Raw genomic sequence first — 19,018 nt, forward strand, 5'->3', positions numbered from 1 at the left:
TTCTAACAGCAAATTGGAGGTCAGATCCAATCCGGATTTATGATTGCCGGGTTATACGAGGATTCCTTCGGAGGCGAGAAATTGTTGGACCGTTATGCGAACAGTTTTATTGCGACAAGGGCCATAAAAGCTTAACAGCTTGCCCATTCCCAAGGCTTCATCAGAAGAGTCATCCAAGCGGGTGGCTTTTCTTTTTTATGTATATGTAAAACTTAAGTAAATCCTACTTTTTAAATATTATCCATATCATTTTTCCTGTGATAGCATGATCGTATATCTGGTAAGCGGAGAGAGGAATGATAGATATATGAGTTCAGCATTTTGGTTAACCAATGCCCGGTTAGAAAGCGGATATGAAGTTCAAGATGGCGTTATTACGGGAACAAAGACGGAGATTCGCCATATATTCATAGAAGATGGGAAAATCGCGAAAATTATAGCTTCGGACATAACGATAACAGACGAGTGGCCGCAGCACGATGTGAAGGGTTTATTGCTTCTGCCATCCTTTATCGAAAAGCACTGCCATTTGGATAAAACGCTGCTTGGTGACCGATGGCGTTCCGTTACGCCGGTTTCCAGTATTTTTGAACGTTTGGCAATCGAGAAAGCGACGCTTCCTGCGCTTGATACCTTGACGCAGGACCGTGCGGAACGGCTGCTTGATATTTACCTGGAGTCCGGGGTGACGCATGTTCGAACGCATGTTGATATTTATCCGGAAGCCGGATTAGACAATTTAGAGGCGGTTCAACAGGCATTACGCGCGTTTGAAGGAAAGTTATCTTATGAGATCGTAGCTTTTCCGCAGCATGGTTTGCTGCGCTCGAAATCAACGGAGTTAGTGAGACAAGCACTTCGCAGAGGAGCAAGCCTGGTCGGCGGAGTTGATCCAGCGACGGTGGATGGCGATATCGAAGCGTCCTTGCAGGAAATGGTGGGGCTCGCCGTGGAAGCCAATGCGGGCATTGATCTGCATCTGCATGATGCCCATCATCTGGGAACCTTCACCATGAAGCGGTTAGCACAGCTGACCATCGAGGCGGGTCTGCAGGGCAAGGTGGCGATCAGCCATGCCTTCGGACTGGGTGATATTCCACTATCCCAAGCACAGGAAATGGGGGACTTGCTCGCTGATGCGGGGGTCGCCATTATTACGAGTGTGCCCATTGGCCGGAAATTTCCGCCGGTTGGTTTGCTGCACGAGCGCGGTGTAGATGTGGCCGTCGGATGCGACAACATTTTTGATGTGTGGTCGCCCTTCGGAAATGGGGATGTGCTGGAGCGCGCCGGCCGACTGGCCGAAATATCCAGATGGGTGGATGAACGCGCTTTAGCGCAAACGCTCCAATATATTACCGGTGGCATTACACCGCTGAATCATGATGGGGAGCAGGTGTGGCCGCAGGTCGGAGACGTCGCCAGTATCGTATTGGTCGAAGCTTCTTGTTCAGCTGAAGCCGTTGCGAGAAGATCAAAACGCGTGGCGACGATGTTTCAGGGACACATCGTTTCCGGTTCGCTTTAGGCGAATTTTATGTCCATTCGGATTAAGCTGCTGCTGTCCTATACCGGTATGCTGGTCATTAGCCTGCTGGTTTTCGTCTTGACTGCCAGTTTGTTTACGATTGCGGCTACCGGCGATGTTCACGGTATTCGCGATTTTTATAAAGTGCACTACCAGATTAACCCGCTCACGGAACAAGAGGAGTCTATTTTCCTCGAATTAAAATATCTTGCCAAGAACGAGCCGGATGAACTGCAGAACAAAGAGCTTCTGACGGAATACGATTTTAAGCTGAGAACCGTACGAGCGGGACTGTACGTCCGCAGAGAAAACGACCAGGTCTTTGAGTCCAACACGATGAACCAGCCTGAACTGGAAGCAAATCTGCCTCCATATGACCTGAACAACAATCAGATCCGCAATACCCTTAACATCGGTGAACGGTTCTATGCATATGCCAAATATGATTTCCGGTATTCGGACGGGGCCAAAGGGAGCGTGTACGTGATTCGCGAGCGAAGTCCTTTCGGCGAAGTCACACGCAAGCTGCTGCCCATCCTTGTCTTGAGTCTCGTTGGTATCGTTGTCGTTGCGAACGTATTGTTATATCGTTGGATCACGCGCAGCGTGGTCAAACCGCTTGATATGCTCCGAAATTCGGCGGAACACATTAAGGAGGGAAATCTCCAGTTTTCTCTGGATTTACAATCCAAGGACGAAATCGGTCAGTTAAACGAGACGTTTGAGAATATGCGGAAGCGTCTGCATGAATCGATTCAACTGCGGCTTCAGGATGAAGAGAGTCGGAAAGAGCTGATCTCCAATATCTCTCATGACTTGCGCACTCCCATAACGAATATTAAAGGGTATATCGAGGGCATACGAGACGGTGTTGCGGATACACCGGAGAAAATGGATAAATACGTGAACATCATTTACACCAAAACCATTGATCTGGATAAACTTGTGGATGAGTTGTTTCTCTATTCCAAGCTTGATTTAAAGCAGGTTCCGTTCATTTATGAGCATGTCGATATCATCGGTTTTATAGACGATTGCATTGATGAGCAGCGCTACGTGTTGGAGGAGAAGGACATTTTGCTGGAGTGGAAGGAACGCCCCGGTGATCCTGTCGAGGTCATTGCCGACCTGGAAAAGTTGAAGAGAACGGTGCTCAATATCATTGGGAATGCCCAAAACTTCATGGACAAGCAGCACAAAACCATATGCGTCTCCACGTACCTTTCTCCGGAATGGGTAACGGTTGAAATCCGGGATAACGGCACGGGCATCGCACCAGAAGCGATTCCTCATATATTCGAAAGATTTTATCGGGCGGAGCCATCCCGCAATTCTGCAACAGGCGGCAGCGGACTAGGGCTTGCCATTGCCAGCCAGATCATCGAGGGACACGGGGGTACCATCTGGGCGGAGAGCGAGCTGGGCGTCGGCACCAGCCTGTACTTTACCCTCAAACGAGCGAATATGAAGGAGGCACTTTAATCCATGACGGCACGTATTCTCATCATTGAAGACGAGACAACCATCGCTCAGTTGGAGCGGGATTATTTTGAGTTAAATGGATTTATGGTTGATCTATGCCATACAGGCAATGAGGGATTGAAGCTTGCCCTTCATGAGGACTACAGCCTTATCATTGTGGACCTTCAGCTGCCCGGTATGAATGGTTTTGAATTATGCAGCCACATCAGGAAGAACAAGGAGGTACCGATTCTGATCGTATCTGCCAAGAATGAAGAGATCGATAAAATCCGTGCCTTCAATCTCGGTGCCGACGATTACATTACCAAGCCGTTCAGCCCGAGCGAATTAGTTGCAAGAGCCAAAGCCCATTTGATGAGATATGTGAGGCTTATGGGCAAGCAAAGCCCAAGTCCAAGCTCAGAAATTCACATTCGCGGTTTGGTTATCGATAAATCGGCGCGACGGGTGTTCGTACGCAATCAGGAGGTCGCGTTCACAACCCGGGAGTTTAACTTGCTGGAATTTCTGGCTAGTCATCCGAACCGGGTGTTTAACAAAACGGAACTGTTTGAACGGATATGGGGCATGGATTCCAGCGGGGATATTGCAACCGTAACCGTCCATGTCCGTAAGCTGCGCGAAAAGATGGAGCTGGATCCATCCAATCCGCAGTACATTGAAACGGTCTGGGGGGCTGGCTACCGCTTTTCGGTTTAAATAATTTAGAAATTGTTAATAAAAGTTTTCGAAACGCTTAATCCCAGCTTTCTTGGGAGTTTAGGACTCTCCTCTATCATGGAGATATGACAATCAAGGCTCATATTTCAACGATTCAGGGAGGGTTTACTAATGAAAACATATTCTAATAAACTGGCGGCCATGATGGTGGCAGCTGCTCTGGGAACGGCTTCGCTGCCGTTACATGTTCTGCAAGCCGAGGCTGCGGGAGCTCCGCTGGCTGTCCAAGATATAGAGCAAGCCACTCAAGTATTGTCCCAGCTTCGCGTGATTCAGGGTTACCAGGATGGCTCGATGGGGATCGCCAGTCCGATCACGCGGGCAGAGCTGGCGAAAATGCTAGTGCTTGCGTTTGGTCTTGAAGGCAAAGGGGAGACAGAGCCAAGCTTCACGGATGTGAATCCAAACGCGTGGTATGAGCGGTACGCATCTGAGCTGGTAGCGCAAGATATTATGCAGGCACCGGACGGACGTTTTGACCCGCGGGGAACCGTTACCCACGCCGAGCTGGTACAAATGGTGTCTAAAGCACTGAAACGAGATGCCAAGTCCGTGGATTACTGGGCAAAGCGTTTCTATTTCGAGGAAGGCCAAACCACTCGTGGTCAAGCTGCCTACTTGATCAGCATTGCCCATGAGGAGATTCCGTCAGAAAAAGCCAAAATCACCAGTGTCCGCGCACTGAATGCGATAACCCTGATCGTCACTTTTGATGCTCGATTGACCACAGACAATGAGGCGTTTGCCAAAGCCAAAGAAGATTTTAAATTTAACAATGGACTAGAACTCACCAACATGCCGCGTTTGAAGACGGGCTCCATATCCACTTACATCGTCCCAACCTCCGTGCAAAAACCGGGTACATCGTATACGCTTACCTATAAAGGGAAAACAGAAGGTACATTTACGGGTAATAGCACGAAGTTGGACATGACAGAGGTTAGACAAGTGGCTCAGGATACGTTTGAGTTGGAGGCACTTAAAGAGAACGGCGTCGTTGACTACGGTTATGTTATTTCCGCTTATAGCGGAGGCCGCGGAGCCAATGCATTCGTATTGGATGAGAACAACAGCGCCGATGGAAAAGTCTATCAGATCATCTCGTCTGGGCAGGGCAGAGAAGTCATGATTACGCCTGCAGGCGGACAACCTATCGTGGCCAAATACGTACCCTTCACCCAGTCCACGGATGGTAAACAAGAACCGAAGTTCCGTTTGCCTGAAGGCCAGGCGCTGACGCCGGGTGTTACCTATACCGTTACCTCGGATTGGGCACAGATTGCGAACCCGACTTTCGTTGCGAAGAGTTTCGAACCGCTGGATATCATCGGAGCCGAGGCGATCAGTGAAAGCTCTGTTTCCATTACATTATCCGATGACCCTGGAGATGAGCTGTTCTCCGGTCGGAGCATCGAATTGATTGACACAGAGGGCGGCAAGCTTATGGCAACCTATAAATATTCAAGCCGCAAAGGTGCAGTAGGCGTGTTCGATCTTAATCAGGAGGGCAAACTGAAGCCAGGAACGACTTATACGATTAAACCGGTCGGCAAATGGGCAGGCGAAACAACGGCGGTTCTGACCGTGAATTAATAAACTGTGGGAAAATGAATACCCCATATGATAAGGATGAGCTCAAGAGCTCGTTCTTTTCATATGGGGTTTATTGCATTTGATAGAAACCATTTTATCATTTGGGACATTCGGGGTTAGCAATTCATTCCACGAAATCAGAAAAAAATTCCAATTAAATTGTTATTTCTGTAGTCGAAACGTCCGGGAAGTGGGTATTAAATGTTAAACGGTTGACAACCTGTATATACATGTATATGATTTCCCTATATGCAACCTGTATATACAAGATGACGAGGAGGACGAAGTTTCATGTTGAACCCAGAAACCCAGTCTCAAGATTGGTGGAGAACTTCGACGGTTTATCAAGTATATCCGAAGAGCTTCAACGATACGACCGGCCTAGGTACCGGCGATATACGCGGGCTCATGGAGAAGCTGGATTATATAAAAGGACTTGGCATCGACATTGTGTGGCTCCAGCCGGTGTATGTTTCTCCGCAAAATGATAACGGTTACGACGTAGCGGATTATTGCAGCATAGATCCTGCATACGGGACGATGGACGATTTCGATAAGCTTGTTGCCGAATTAAAAAAGCGAGACATGCATCTGATGATCGACATCGTCGTGAATCATTCATCGACCGAGCATCGATGGTTTAAAGAAGCGGTTTCCTCACGCGATAACCCGTATCGCGACTATTACATCTGGCGGGATCCGGCAGAAGACGGCGGCCCACCGAATAACTGGCAATCCAAGTTCGGAGGGCCAGCTTGGCAGTATGACGAGGGGACAGGGCAATATTATTTAACTTTGTTTGACAAAACGCAGGCAGACTTGAACTGGGAGAACGAGAAAGTCCGTGCAGAGGTTGTGGATATCCTCACCTATTGGGCGGAAAAGGGAGTCCGCGGATTCCGGATGGATGTCATCAATCTCATATCGAAGGATCCCAGTTTTCCCGATGACGACGGTTCGGTGGCGCAGGGCGACGGACGCAGGTTTTATACGGACGGCCCCCGAGTGCACGAATACATTAAGGAATTGAACGAAAAAGTGTTCAAGCCTTACAATCTCGTCACGGTGGGAGAGATGTCCTCCACAACCTTGGAGCATTGCATTCGATACTCGAACCCGGAGGAGAATGAATTCTCCATGACGTTCAACTTCCACCACTTGAAGGTAGACTATCCCAACGGGCAAAAATGGGAGCTCAAGCCTTATGATTTTGAGGAGCTGAAAAGAGTGCTCTCCGATTGGCAAATCGGCATGCAGAAGGGCGGTGGCTGGAATGCCCTCTTCTGGAACAACCATGATCAGCCGCGAGCGCTGACCCGGTTCACCAATGATGGCGAATACCGCACGGAAAGTGCAAAGATGCTGGCCACAACGCTTCACGGGTTACAAGGCACGCCATATGTGTATCAAGGCGAAGAAATCGGCATGCCCGATCCGAAATGGAATGATATCTCCGAGTTTCGGGATATTGAATCTTTAAACATATACACCATTCTCCAGGAGCAGGGTAAAACGCCGGAGGAGGCTGCCCACATCGTGAAAGTACGCTCGCGCGACAACTCCAGATTGCCTATGCTGTGGAATGACGGCGACCAAGCCGGATTTACGACGGGGACGCCCTGGATCAAGATCGATGAGCGGTATCCGCTGATCAATGCGCAATCCGAAGTGGAGAATCCGCAATCGATCTATCATCATTACCGGAAGCTGATTGAATTGCGAAAGAACATTCCGGTTATTACGGACGGTGAATATGTTCGCCTGGATGAAGGTCATTCCGAAATTTATGCGTATGCCAGAACGAACGAGGAGCAGACGCTTGTTGTCATTTCCAATTTTAGCGACCGCGACGTTTCGTTCGAGCTTCCGAAGACGTTGTTAGACAATCTAACCGAAAGTCAATCGGTTCAACTGTTAGTCGGCAACACAACGGAAGAACCGGACCTTACTCCAACCGTTGCACTTCGACCGTATGCATCCTATATGTGGCTTATTCATAACAACTAAATTCATAATGTCAGGAGCGTAGAGCTATGGCCATTGATCGCAAAAACGTGGAGCGCATTGTCGAGGCAGTCGGCGGAAAAGACAATATCGAAGCCGCTACGCATTGCGTAACCCGATTAAGATTTGCCCTTGTGGACGACAGCAAGGTGGACTCCCAAGCCCTTGAAGCGAACGATCTGGTGAAGGGGCAGTTCTCGTCCCAGGGACAGTTTCAGGTCGTGATCGGACCGGGTCTTGTCGACCAGGTTTACAATGAAATGATGGATATCACCGGCGGAGCGAGAGTTTCGAAGGATGAAGTGAAGAACATTGCGAGCAAGAAGCAAAATCCGCTGCAGCAGGCGATCAAGACGCTTGCGGATATATTCATTCCGATTCTGCCGGCCATCGTCATGGCAGGTTTGCTGCTTGGTATCAACAATCTGCTTACGGGACCGGGTATCTTCTATGAAGGACAATCGTTGATTCAGGTCCATCCCGAGTGGGCGGACGTAGCCTCGATTATTAATCTGATTGCAAGCACTGCCTTTACTTTCCTTCCCGTTCTGATCGGATGGTCGGCGGTAAGACAGTTCGGAGGCAACCCGCTGCTCGGGATTGTACTGGGTCTGATCTTGGTAAATCCGGATCTGCTCAGCGCTTACCAGTATGCCGATGCCAAGCTGGAGGGTACGGTTCCCGTCTGGAACCTGTTCGGCTTTGAAGTGGAGAAGATCGGTTATCAAGGTCAAGTGCTGCCGGTTCTAGTCTCGGCTTATATTTTGGCCAAAATCGAGAAGTTCCTGAACAAACGCGTCCATGACTCCATTAAGCTGCTTGTTGTGGCCCCCGTGGCCCTGTTGGTGACCGGGTTCCTCGCGTTTGTTCTGGTGGGACCGATCACGTTTGCCATCGGCAACGTCCTCACTTCAGGTCTTGTCAGCATTTTTGATTCCTTTGCCGCTCTGGGCGGCCTGATCTACGGCGGACTGTACGCGCTCCTTGTCATCACGGGGATGCATCATACCTTCCTTGCAGTGGACATTCAGCTCATCGGCAGTGAAGGCGGAACGTTCTTGTGGCCGATGCTGGCATTGTCTAATATTGCGCAAGGTGCCGCAGCGCTGGCCATGATGTTTATCATGAAGGAACAGAAGGCGAAAGGACTTGCCGTTACCTCTTCCATCTCCGCTTTCTTGGGGGTCACAGAGCCGGCCATCTTCGGGGTCAACGTTCGTCATAAATATCCGTTTATTTTCGGCATGATCGGATCCGGAATAGCCGGTGTGCTGCTGGCTGTGAACAACGTTCTGGCTTCATCGATCGGCGTGGGAGGGATTCCGGGATTCCTATCGATATTCCCTAACCAGTGGGGTGTCTTCTTCTTCGGCATGGCAATTGTATTGGTCATTCCATTCACAGGGACATTGCTGTTCGGGCGTTACCAGTTGTCCAAGCAGTCTCGACGTACAACGGAAGGGAATCCTGCTGGCTCGAATGCAGCAGAACAAGCTGTTCCAGCAGCATTGAACGGCAGTTTTCAGTCCGAGTCATTCGACTCGTCAGAATCGGCGAATAGTCCAACTATGGAAGCGGCTCAAGAAGACGTGGTCGATATCATGGCACCGATCAAAGGGAAAGTGGTTCCCCTGTCTGAGGTGCCGGATCCTGCCTTCGCGGATAAACAGATGGGACAGGGCATTGCCATCCTCCCGTCCGAAGGAAAAGTGTATGCTCCATTTGACGGACAAGTCGCGCATCTGATTAAGAAGAGCAAACATGCCATTATTTTGACGGATACGAACGGAGTTCAGATCCTGATTCACGTCGGTATCAACACGGTCTCCTTGAAGGGAGAGGGATTCACGGCTCACGTGGAAACAGGTGCGGAGATAAGCAAAGGGCAGCTGCTGCTTGAATTCGATCTGGATCGGATTCAGAAAGCCGGTTTACCCGTCATTACGCCGGTCATTATTCCAGATGGGCAGGAACATATTCAGAAGGTTACGGAGTTTGAAGGCGAAGCGTTTCCAGGCGAATCGCGAGTGCTTCAGGTGACTCTCGGTAATGGAAGCTGACAGTTGCCGATGCAGCATGTAATAGCCGCTGGAAAATGGTACAATAACTGATGGTGATAAAGGATGACGAACAACATTTATTGGACGCTATACAAAGATTATGCCGACAAAATCGAAACCGGCACTCTGCAGCCCGGCAGCAAGCTGCCCTCGGAAAACGAGCTTGCGGCAACCTATCAAATCACTAGGGAAACGGTACGCAAGGGACTCAATTTGCTGGCACAAAACGGTTATATTCACAAGGTAAAAGGCAAAGGTTCTTTTGTGCTGGATACAGGCAGAATGAACTTCCCGGTAACGGGGCTCGTCAGTTATAAAGAGCTAGCGGAACGGCTAGGCCGAAAGAGCCGAACGATTGTATATGAGACGGATTGTGTTCCGGCCGGGGAGGGAATTGCAAGGGAGCTTCAAACTCGTCCGGATCGGCTTGTATGGAGGGTCATCCGTGCCAGGGAAATCGAAGATGAGCGCATCATTCTCGATATCGATTATTTGCTTGCCGACATCGTAACGGGTCTAACGAGAGATATTACCGGCGATTCTATCTATCAATACCTAGAGCAGGAGCTCCATCTGAAAATCAGCTACTCGAAAAAAATGATCTCCGTTGAACGAGTTACTACGATGGACCAGTCCTATATGGATCTCGGAAACGATACTCATGTCGTCGTAGTCCGGGGCTACGTTCATCTGGAAGATACCACGCTTTTCCAGTATACGGAATCGAGGCATCGATTGGATAAATTTCAGTTCGTTGATTTTGCAAGAAGAGAAACCAATCATGATTTTGGAGAGCAATAGAAGTGATTATGCAGCCGCGAATTCATCGCGGCTTTTTTATGTTGTCTTGACAGGCTTACCGGGGATTGGGTTAACGGGGCGATGTGCCGGAGAATAGATGGAATGAAAGAGGGAATTTCCTTCTTGATGTTGAAGCTATCTAGTAGGGATTGTCCGATAATCAAGGTAAAGGAGTCGATAGAACATGGACTTGGGACTGACAGGAAAAGTCGTGTTAATCACCGGAGGAAGCAGAGGGATAGGCCTTGAAACCGCGGTTACTTTTGCGTTGGAAGGGGCCAAGGTTGCGATTTGTGCACGGGATGAGGCGCAGTTAAAAGCTGCGGCAGCCCATATCCGACAAGCAGCGGATATCGAAACGCTAACCATCGCAGCGGATGTTACGAAACCTGAGGATTGCATACAAGCGGTGAACGATACCGTGCAGCATTATGGACAGCTTGATATTCTGGTGAACAACGCCGGAACCGCCGCTGCCAGGCCATTTGAGCTGATCGACGACGAACAATGGGCATCGGATCTGGATCTCAAGCTGTTTGGCGCGATTCGATTTGCCCGTGCAGCTGTCCCTCATATGAGAGAGTCCGGCGGGGGTGCGATTATTAATGTCACGACCTCCTGGGCAAAAACGCCGCCGGCCTCATCCATGCCAAGCAGCGTCAGCCGCGCTGCAGGGCAAGCCATGACCAAGGCCATGAGTCACGATTTGGCGAAAGACCAGATCCGGGTAAACACCGTATGCATCGGAACGATACGCAGTGCACAGCTTGAAGCGCGTTGGAAACGTGAATCACCGGAACTCGCTTGGGAACAGTATGCCCGGGACCCGCGCCATAACATTCCGCTCGGACGTATTGGAAACACGGAAGAAGCGGCAAAAGTTATCGTATTTATGGCATCCGATGCTGCTTCCTATGTTACAGGCACTTCCATCAATATTGACGGGGGTTCAGCTCCGGCTTTGTAAGCCGTCAGCAATTAAGAACGAGGGAGGTCGTGGATGTGAAGCATGGGGTCGTGATATCCCCCCATTATCGGCGGCGGCCGGCGCTGTGCTTATGGCATTTCGCAGTGTGGGTCTGCAGGTGGATTCCCATAGGATTGAATCCATGCGCAGGGACCCTCATGCTACATGGTAGGATTTAATTCTTTTCATAATTTATATTATGTAAACTACGGATCGTGTGTAGTAAGAGGCCCAGTTGCCTAATGACGTTCTTCTCATGAGGATGTCGTAATTTTATATATGATTTGTCGCATAGTTGGACTAAAAAAACGAGTGAGATGTGATACCTTATATGTGGATGTCATGGCAGCTAAGTTCATATCCGGAGACCGAAGAGATGTTGTGGCAGAATTACATACATAAAAGCCCGCCTGCTCTTTAAGGCGTTATGGATAGGCAGGACTTTATATTTGAAGTGATTAAAAATTAATGAAAAGTGATGGTGATGATTCATGTCTAAGGTGTATCGAATTGGAATTATCGGCTGTGGCGGTATCGCAAACGGGAAGCATCTGCCGAGCTTAAGCAGATTGAACAACGTGGAGCTTGTGGCATTCTGTGATATCGTCCTTGATCGGGCAGAAGCTGCTGCTAGCAAGTACGGGATTGAGGAAGCTAAAGTGTATAGCGACTATAAAGAGCTGCTGCAGGATCAAAGCATCGATATCATTCATGTTCTGACGCCTAATGACTCGCATGCTGAAATTTCCATTGCGTCCCTTGAAGCAGGTAAGCATGTAATGTGCGAGAAACCGATGGCAAAAACCGCTGCGGATGCCAAGCGGATGATGGAAACTGCAGAGCGCACAGGCAAGAAATTGACGATCGGATACAATAACCGATTCCGTGAAGACAGTCTTTACCTGAAACAAGTATGCGAAGCCGGTGAGCTCGGAAATATTTATTTTGCCAAGGCTCATGCCGTACGGAGAAGAGCGGTTCCAACTTGGGGCGTGTTTTTGGATGAGGAAAAACAAGGCGGCGGGCCGCTTATCGATATCGGTACGCATGCTCTCGATTTGACCCTCTGGATGATGGATAATTACAAACCGAAGATCGTCCTCGGTACCACTTACCATGAATTGTCTCGCAAAGAGAACGCGGCAAATGCTTGGGGGCCATGGGATCCGGAAAAATTCACCGTTGAGGATTCCGCATTCGGTATGATTGTAATGGAGAATGGCGCGACCATCATGCTGGAATCCAGCTGGGCGCTCAATACGCTGGATATTGATGAAGCTAAATGTACGCTGAGCGGTTCGGAAGGCGGAGCCGACATGAAGAACGGTCTTCGCATCAACGGCGAGAAATTCAGTCGTCTGTACACCAACGAGATCGAATTGAATTCCGGCGGAGTAGCGTTCTATGACGGGAAGAAGGAGCAGGCTCCGGATGTTGAGATGAGAAGATGGATCGAGGCGATCGATCAGGATAAGGATCCTGTCGTAACCCCGGAACAAGCTTATGTCGTATCTCGAATTTTGGAAGCTCTCTACGAATCCGCAAAACTCGGCAAAGCCGTTTACCTGGACTAAGTTTAGATTTATATGATGATTTAATCATGCAAAAGCCCTGATGTTCAGGGCTTTTTTTATGTCGATCATATTGAATCTAGCAAAACTGTGGATAGGTGATGGGGAGGAATGGGATATAGTATAGATTAATGAGGCATAATAAGCTCATTACATCATGAAGGCAGGGTCATATGAAATGATATTTATTTATAATGATTACGGTGGAACCCATACAACCTCGCTGGCAGCCGCGTATCATCTAAATAAATTACCCACGCATCGGCAGCTTACTACAGACGAGATTCTGGCGGTTGACTATTTCAATAAACTCAATACTTCCGACATGGGCAAACTCGTTTTCCACGGGCTGGATGAGAACGGGAATCCGGTATACACACTTGGAAGGGGCTCATCCAAAGTTGTCATTCCAGCTCTAAAAAATTTGAGCCTTATCCTTCAAGACAAATATCAGAACTCAGAGCCGATTGTATATTCCAATACTTCGCCTACCGTTCCATTGGTCATGACAATTGGGGGATTTTTAACTAAAAGATTAAAATTGAGTTTTATAGGCGATCCATTATTAATCGCAGGCGCGAAGCAGTGCTGCAGCAACATCCGTGAACTGGTTCTACATACCAAACAAACTGCAGCCGCGAGGTCTGGAACAGAATCCGTAATCGTTATGGAGAACAAAAATTTCTCTTCTTAGCTATGCGAATCGCTACATTCATATGAGAAGTTAGACCAATTTGCATAAGAAACTCCAAACGCATGATGACATAGGGCGTTCTTAAAGAACATGCTTACGGCGTTTGCTTAAAGCGTCGAGGGGTCTGCAATTCCCTGCATCTGAGTTTGAATGACGATTAAAAGAATGACGTCCGGGTCAATCGATTTTCTGGATGTCGTTTTTTTGTTTGTCCGCGAAACAATTTTCCTGAAAATCAATCGATTTTCAGGTGAGCCGCGTCTTACTTTATGAGTGGACGATATGGCGGCTAATTTCCCATTACCCAAAGACAGAAGAAAGGGGGACGGTGGGGTGGAGAATACGATGAACGAAGTCAAGTTGTCGGATTCGAAGGAGATGGAAGAAGAAGCTTTTTTCAACCATTTATCAAGCGAACAACGGAAATTATACTCCATAGCATTCAGTTATATGAGAAACGAAGCCGATGCGCTGGAAATCGTGCAGGAAGCGTCCTGCAAAGCTTGGATGAAGCGCAAAAAGTTGAAGGATGAGCAGGCGTTTGCCCCTTGGCTGATCCGGATCACGATCAACTGCTGCATGGACGAGCTCCGGCGCAAAAAACGCATATTTCCGGTGGAGGCATTGAGGGAAGAGGCTGCGCAGGAAATGCAAAGCAATGATCGGATCGATCTTGAGCAGGCAATGGATCGGATGAAGACAAAATATCGGCACGTCGTGATGCTGAAGTATTACCAGGATATGACTACGGCAGAAATTGCAAAAGTGCTCAGAAAACCGGAAGGCACGATTAAAACCTGGCTGCGTGAAGGGCTGAAGCAGCTTCGGAACTACGTCTAAGGATAGGGAGGCGAAAATACCATGCTGGACAAAGAACAGCGCGCACTTATGAAAGATTCAACCGTGTTGAATGAGAAAGCCAATTCCCTCCCGGAGTCTAAGCTTTCAACTGCGGTGCGGGGGGGAATGGAACGGGGGAGGAAACGCGAAGTGAAGCGTATGTATTCTTACGGATTGGGAGCCATGGCAGCAATGACTGCCGCAGCTCTCCTCATGTTCACGATGGACGGATCTCCATTTACGGGGAAGCAAGACCATCTTGTCCAGACCTCCAGTATCGGCAGCGTCTATAATCTGGAATCGTTCCCGACTGAAAGGATTAAGGATGGCTCGCTGAGGAGCGCGCTTGAACGAGGTCTCATACAGCCAATCAACCAGGCCATGGAGAAAAAGGGATATCGCGTGGAGATTCTGGGATCTGTATCCGACGGCCGGAAGTCCTTTGTTCTCTTTAATGTGCTTAATCATAGTGACAAAGATATCATCGTACGGGATTTCACGCTAGATTACGGAGGTTACGAAACGCCGTCAGTTGGAGCCATGATAGCCAATATGAGCGGGAGCGGACAGATTCCCCCAGGGCAGAACTCATATTATGCCTATTCCACGAATCTTTTGCCAACGGATCCTTATACGAATAAAGCAAGCATTCATATTACCTTATCCGATACGTCAGATCGAGCCTTGAACTCAAACAGTAAGAAGTACTTAACCAGCATGGATTTCTCTCTGAAACTCGAACCCAACATGTTTGAAGACAATGAACGAGCTTATTACCCGGATCGTACATTGAAGGTAGATGGACAACGGATTAACGTTCGCCAGTTGCTGTTTACGCCTCTGAACACCTATGTGGACTTGGAATATGACCACGCCAATGAGAAACAGATTTTCAAATTGCTGAATCCGGTTCTGATCGGAAAAAGCGGGGAGCATACCGAGAAGTTATATTATCCTCAAGCGATCTTAAAGGATGACGCCAAAGTTACGCTGGTTTACAAGAACAGCCAGCTGGATCAGTTGGATACGACCACATTCAAGGCGTTTGGCATCGCGGCCGTGAATAAAGACGAGATGAACATCGTTGTTGATCTGAAGAAGAAACAAATCATCGATGCACCGGACGAGCTTCTGCAAATACTCCCGTCCGATCAGGAAGCTGGCGCAGGAGAAGTATATTTTCAGCGCATTCTCGAAGGAGCTCATGCAGCTGAAAGCTTCGGGATGTGGCTGGAGGACAGCTTCACCGATGCCTCGGGGGTGAAACATAGTAGGTTATCGCCAGATAGCAGCAGTCACAGTGGACTCCTGACGTCGGTTAAAGATGATACCATAGAAGACACTACGGCCTATAATTTTGGGGAGGACGCGCTTGAGTATCCGCAACCGCTTACGATAGGAGTCAAACAATACTGGATTCCGATTAAGGATAGTCAGGCTATAGACCTGCTCAAGAAATGAAATAATTAAATGTTAAGGATACACGATTGTCCCCTCATGGCAGAAAAGAGATCATGATCTCAGTGAACTCTACATTGTGTCTATGGGGGGATATTTGTATTTGTTATGAAAGCAATCCAATGAAAGTATACAGCTTGTTTCCTTCGGTAATAATGGGGGAATAGCATCTGAGAGAGGGAGGATGTTCCCATGCGGTATCGAAGAAGAACCGGCCATTCCGTCAAAAACCGCATCAAAGATACCCTACCGGCTAACACATCGATTACAGACCCCGATGCCTTAAGCCCGGATATACAAAGCAATCTAAACCATATCAGAGCAGCCCTCGGCAACAGCACCGATATCGTGATCAGGGAAATTCCGCTGGATGAAGAGGAGATACACTATATCGCTATCGTTTATACGGACGGCTTGGCGGATCAAAAGATCATCTCGGAATCCATCATGATGGCCGTAGCAGATATTGCGAAATCCCGGGTTAGGGATGGTTCGGAACATTCGAAGCCATTCGACGGGCAAGAGATATTAGAACAAATTTCCCTCGTCAATCAAGAGATTCAGTCCATAACCGATTATAAAAAGTTGTTCCATTCCTTAATGTCGGGAGACACCATTTTTCTGGTAGATGGATTGAACCGAGGCATTGCGGCAGGTACACGCGGATGGAAGGACCGCGGGGTCATGGAAACATCGGCGGAGAATGTCGTCCGCGGCCCGCGCGAGTCCTTTTCGGAGTCGCTGCGTACGAATACAGCCTTGATTCGCCGGAAAATCAAGGATCCTCATCTGTGGATGGAAACGCAACAGATCGGTTGAGTGACGCAGACGGATGTCGCAATGATGTACATTAACGGCATTGCAAACGATAAAATTGTCGGGGAAGTCCGCACCCGGCTTGGACGAATCGATGTGGACAGCATCTTGGAGAGCGGCTATATCGAGGAGTTGATTCAGGATAAGACGTTAACTCCTTTTCCTACCGTTTATAATACCGAACGTCCGGATGTGGTTGCGGCCGAGCTGCTGGAAGGGAAAATTGCGATTATCGTGGACGGGACTCCGTTTGTACTGGTTGTTCCGGCTCTCTTTGTCTCCTTCTTGCATGCTGCGGAGGATTACTACCAGCGCGCGGATATCAGCTCTTTCCTGCGCTTGCTGCGCTACCTGAGCATATTTATTTCTTTGCTTGGACCTTCCCTCTATGTTGCCATAACCACCTTTCATCACGAAATGCTGCCGACAAGGCTCCTGTTCGGACTGGCTGGGCAGCGTGAGCAGATCCCGTTTCCTGCCTTTGTCGAGGCGGTCCTTATGGAGGTTACTTTCGAGATTCTGCGGGAGGCAGGCGTGCGGCTGCCCAAAAATATCGGATCGGCGATTTCCATCGTAGGCACATTGGTGATTGGGCAAGCCGCCGTTGAAGCGGGGATCATCACGCCCGCCATGGTCATCGTGGTTGCGATCACGGCAATTTCCAGCTTCGTCGTTCCATCCTTTAATATGTCCATTGCTTTTCGGATGCTTCGGTTTCCGTTAATGGCCCTTGCCGGATCCTTTGGCCTGTTCGGCATCTTAGTGGGGATCATCGCTCTAATTCTCCATTTGTGCAGCCTACGCTCGTTCGGAGTCCCGTACATGTCGCCTTTCGCGCCGTTAATTCCGGAAGGGCAAAAAGATACGATATTGCGACTGCCGCATTGGATGCTGTTAAGTCGCCCCCGACTGATGAATCAGAACAACCAAAAGCGCAGAAAAAGCACGCCACCCCAAAAATCGCGGGAATAGATTATTGCAGACCAGCGGGAAAGTGAGTGAAATGGATGAAACGGATCTTGGCGTTGATTCTCCTGCATATCGTCATCACGCTTTTTCTGAGCGGTTGCTGGAACCGCAGGGAATTGAACGATTTGGCCATAGCTGTGGCCGCTGGAGTGGACTGGGTGGACGGCCGCTACCGTTTAACTGTCCAGGTTGCCAACCCCGGGCAGCTCACCGCCAAAAGAAGTGGAGGTCCCCAAGCGCCGGCTACATTGTTTACGGCAGAAGGGGACACTATTTTTGAAGCCGCACGGAGGATGACGCAGAACAGTCCGCGAAAAATTTATTTTTCCCATTTACGGATGTTTCTGATGGATGAGGCGATGGCAAAAGAAGGGATTGCCAAAGTTCTGGACTTGCTATCCAGGGATCATGAATTTAGACCCGATTTCTACCTGGTGGTGACCAAAGGAGCAACGGCGGAGGAAACGTTAAAAATCATGACGCCCATGGAAACCATCCCCGCAAATAAACTTTACGAATCGCTGCAAATCTCCGAGAAGGTATGGTCACCCAGCATGGCCGTAACGCTGGATGAATTGATAAGTGATTTGACCAGCAGCGGCAAACACCCTGTGCTTACAGGATTGATAATAGCAGGGAATCGGGACATCGGAAAAACGAAGAAGAATGTAGAAAATATTAATACGCCAAGCCAATTGAAATATTCGGGGCTTGCCGTTTTCAAAAGGGACAAGCAGATTGGATGGTTAAACGAGAAGGATAGCAGAGGGTATCGACTTATAACGGGGCACGTGAAAAGCTCTGTCGATTTCATACCTTGCCGCCGGAACGATGGAAAGGTTATTGTGGAGACGCTTAGGTCCGAAACGAAGCTGAAGGGAAGGATGGTCCAATCCCGTCCTGAAATGGATATCCGAATTAATATGGAGGGAAATATCGGCTCAGTAGAGTGCGGCGGCTTGGATCTGTCTCAACCTGATACCGTAAGAGACCTCGAAGTCCAAATGGAAGAAAGACTAACCCAAAGCTTAGAGGCGGTTATCGCTAAAGTACAAACGGAGCATAAAGTGGACATCTTCGGCTTCGGGGAAGCTTTTCGCCGTGCGCACCCGAAGGCGTGGAAAGGGATGAAGGACGAGTGGGAAGACCGATATTTTCCGAGTCTCGAGACCCATATCCAGGTGAATTATAAAATCCGGCGTACAGGAACTACCAACGATTCATTTCTAAATGATATCAAGGAATGAGGCGATGATTTCATGCTCAACATCGCGATTATAGCGGCTTCAGCCGTGATCTTAACCTGGCTGGAGCTGCCGAGGATGCTACGGGAAAAAGAACACAGGGAAATCTGGGGGTTCGCGGTACTCATGATCATTGGCATGGGAATTAGCGTGACTCAAACGGTCATGAACGATATTCCAACTCCCTTGGCTATGATCACGGTCGTATTCAAGCCGCTCAGTGATTGGCTCACTGCCATCGGTTTGATCCAATAAGAAAAGGAGCGGGAAA

14 protein-coding genes and 2 pseudogenes are annotated in these 19,018 nt (G+C 48.8%); all 16 read left to right on the plus strand.

What is annotated here, in order from left to right:
• Positions 1–9 precede the first annotated feature (9 nt).
• Positions 10–135 (plus strand): annotated as a pseudogene (locus tag AC0VZ8_RS15780) (SAM-dependent methyltransferase); the annotation flags it as partial.
• 172 nt (positions 136–307) lie between these two features.
• Positions 308–1,528 (plus strand): amidohydrolase, encoded by a 1,221-nt coding sequence (locus tag AC0VZ8_RS15785; RefSeq protein ID WP_475487478.1) that lies wholly within the window; start codon positions 308–310, stop codon positions 1,526–1,528.
• Positions 1,529–1,537: 9 nt separating this feature from the next.
• A complete protein-coding gene (locus AC0VZ8_RS15790; RefSeq protein ID WP_475487479.1) occupies positions 1,538–3,010 on the plus strand; it encodes a sensor histidine kinase in 1,473 nt (490 codons plus the stop codon).
• A 3-nt stretch (positions 3,011–3,013) separates the two neighbouring features.
• A complete protein-coding gene (locus tag AC0VZ8_RS15795; protein WP_071224025.1) occupies positions 3,014–3,709 on the plus strand; it encodes a response regulator transcription factor in 696 nt (231 codons plus the stop codon).
• A 132-nt stretch (positions 3,710–3,841) separates the two neighbouring features.
• Complete coding sequence (locus tag AC0VZ8_RS15800; RefSeq protein ID WP_475487480.1) at positions 3,842–5,323, plus strand: S-layer homology domain-containing protein; 1,482 nt, start codon at positions 3,842–3,844, stop codon at positions 5,321–5,323.
• A 291-nt stretch (positions 5,324–5,614) separates the two neighbouring features.
• A complete protein-coding gene (gene treC / locus AC0VZ8_RS15805) occupies positions 5,615–7,330 on the plus strand; it encodes an alpha,alpha-phosphotrehalase (protein ID WP_475487481.1) in 1,716 nt (571 codons plus the stop codon).
• A gap of 26 nt (positions 7,331–7,356) precedes the next feature.
• Positions 7,357–9,387: a PTS system trehalose-specific EIIBC component gene (gene treP, locus AC0VZ8_RS15810; protein WP_475487482.1), complete on the plus strand. Its 2,031-nt coding sequence runs from the start codon at positions 7,357–7,359 to the stop codon at positions 9,385–9,387.
• 63 nt (positions 9,388–9,450) lie between these two features.
• The gene (treR, locus tag AC0VZ8_RS15815; protein WP_475487483.1) at positions 9,451–10,188 is read left to right on the plus strand and encodes a trehalose operon repressor; all 738 of its coding nucleotides are present in this window, start codon (positions 9,451–9,453) and stop codon (positions 10,186–10,188) included.
• A gap of 184 nt (positions 10,189–10,372) precedes the next feature.
• A complete protein-coding gene (locus AC0VZ8_RS15820; RefSeq protein WP_475487484.1) occupies positions 10,373–11,155 on the plus strand; it encodes an SDR family NAD(P)-dependent oxidoreductase in 783 nt (260 codons plus the stop codon).
• Positions 11,156–11,646: 491 nt separating this feature from the next.
• Positions 11,647–12,729 (plus strand): Gfo/Idh/MocA family protein, encoded by a 1,083-nt coding sequence (locus AC0VZ8_RS15825; protein WP_127590332.1) that lies wholly within the window; start codon positions 11,647–11,649, stop codon positions 12,727–12,729.
• Between the two features lie 175 nt (positions 12,730–12,904).
• Entirely contained in the window at positions 12,905–13,420 is a 516-nt protein-coding gene (locus AC0VZ8_RS15830) for a DUF3189 family protein (protein WP_475487485.1), read from the plus strand.
• Between the two features lie 345 nt (positions 13,421–13,765).
• Positions 13,766–14,260, plus strand: a complete 495-nt coding sequence (locus AC0VZ8_RS15835) for a sigma-70 family RNA polymerase sigma factor (protein ID WP_162487688.1) — start codon at positions 13,766–13,768, stop codon at positions 14,258–14,260.
• A 21-nt stretch (positions 14,261–14,281) separates the two neighbouring features.
• Positions 14,282–15,721 carry a hypothetical protein gene (locus AC0VZ8_RS15840; RefSeq protein WP_475487486.1) on the plus strand — a complete coding sequence of 480 codons (1,440 nt, stop codon included), beginning with the start codon at positions 14,282–14,284 and terminating at the stop codon, positions 15,719–15,721.
• A 189-nt stretch (positions 15,722–15,910) separates the two neighbouring features.
• Positions 15,911–17,506: pseudogene (locus AC0VZ8_RS15845) on the plus strand (spore germination protein).
• Positions 17,507–17,541: 35 nt separating this feature from the next.
• Positions 17,542–18,750, plus strand: a complete 1,209-nt coding sequence (locus AC0VZ8_RS15850) for a Ger(x)C family spore germination protein (RefSeq protein WP_260067416.1) — start codon at positions 17,542–17,544, stop codon at positions 18,748–18,750.
• A gap of 12 nt (positions 18,751–18,762) precedes the next feature.
• The gene (locus AC0VZ8_RS15855; protein ID WP_071224003.1) at positions 18,763–19,002 is read left to right on the plus strand and encodes a hypothetical protein; all 240 of its coding nucleotides are present in this window, start codon (positions 18,763–18,765) and stop codon (positions 19,000–19,002) included.
• Positions 19,003–19,018: the final 16 nt, after the last annotated feature.

The sequence above is a fragment of the Paenibacillus sp. QJM3NY_38 genome, assembly GCF_056173265.1.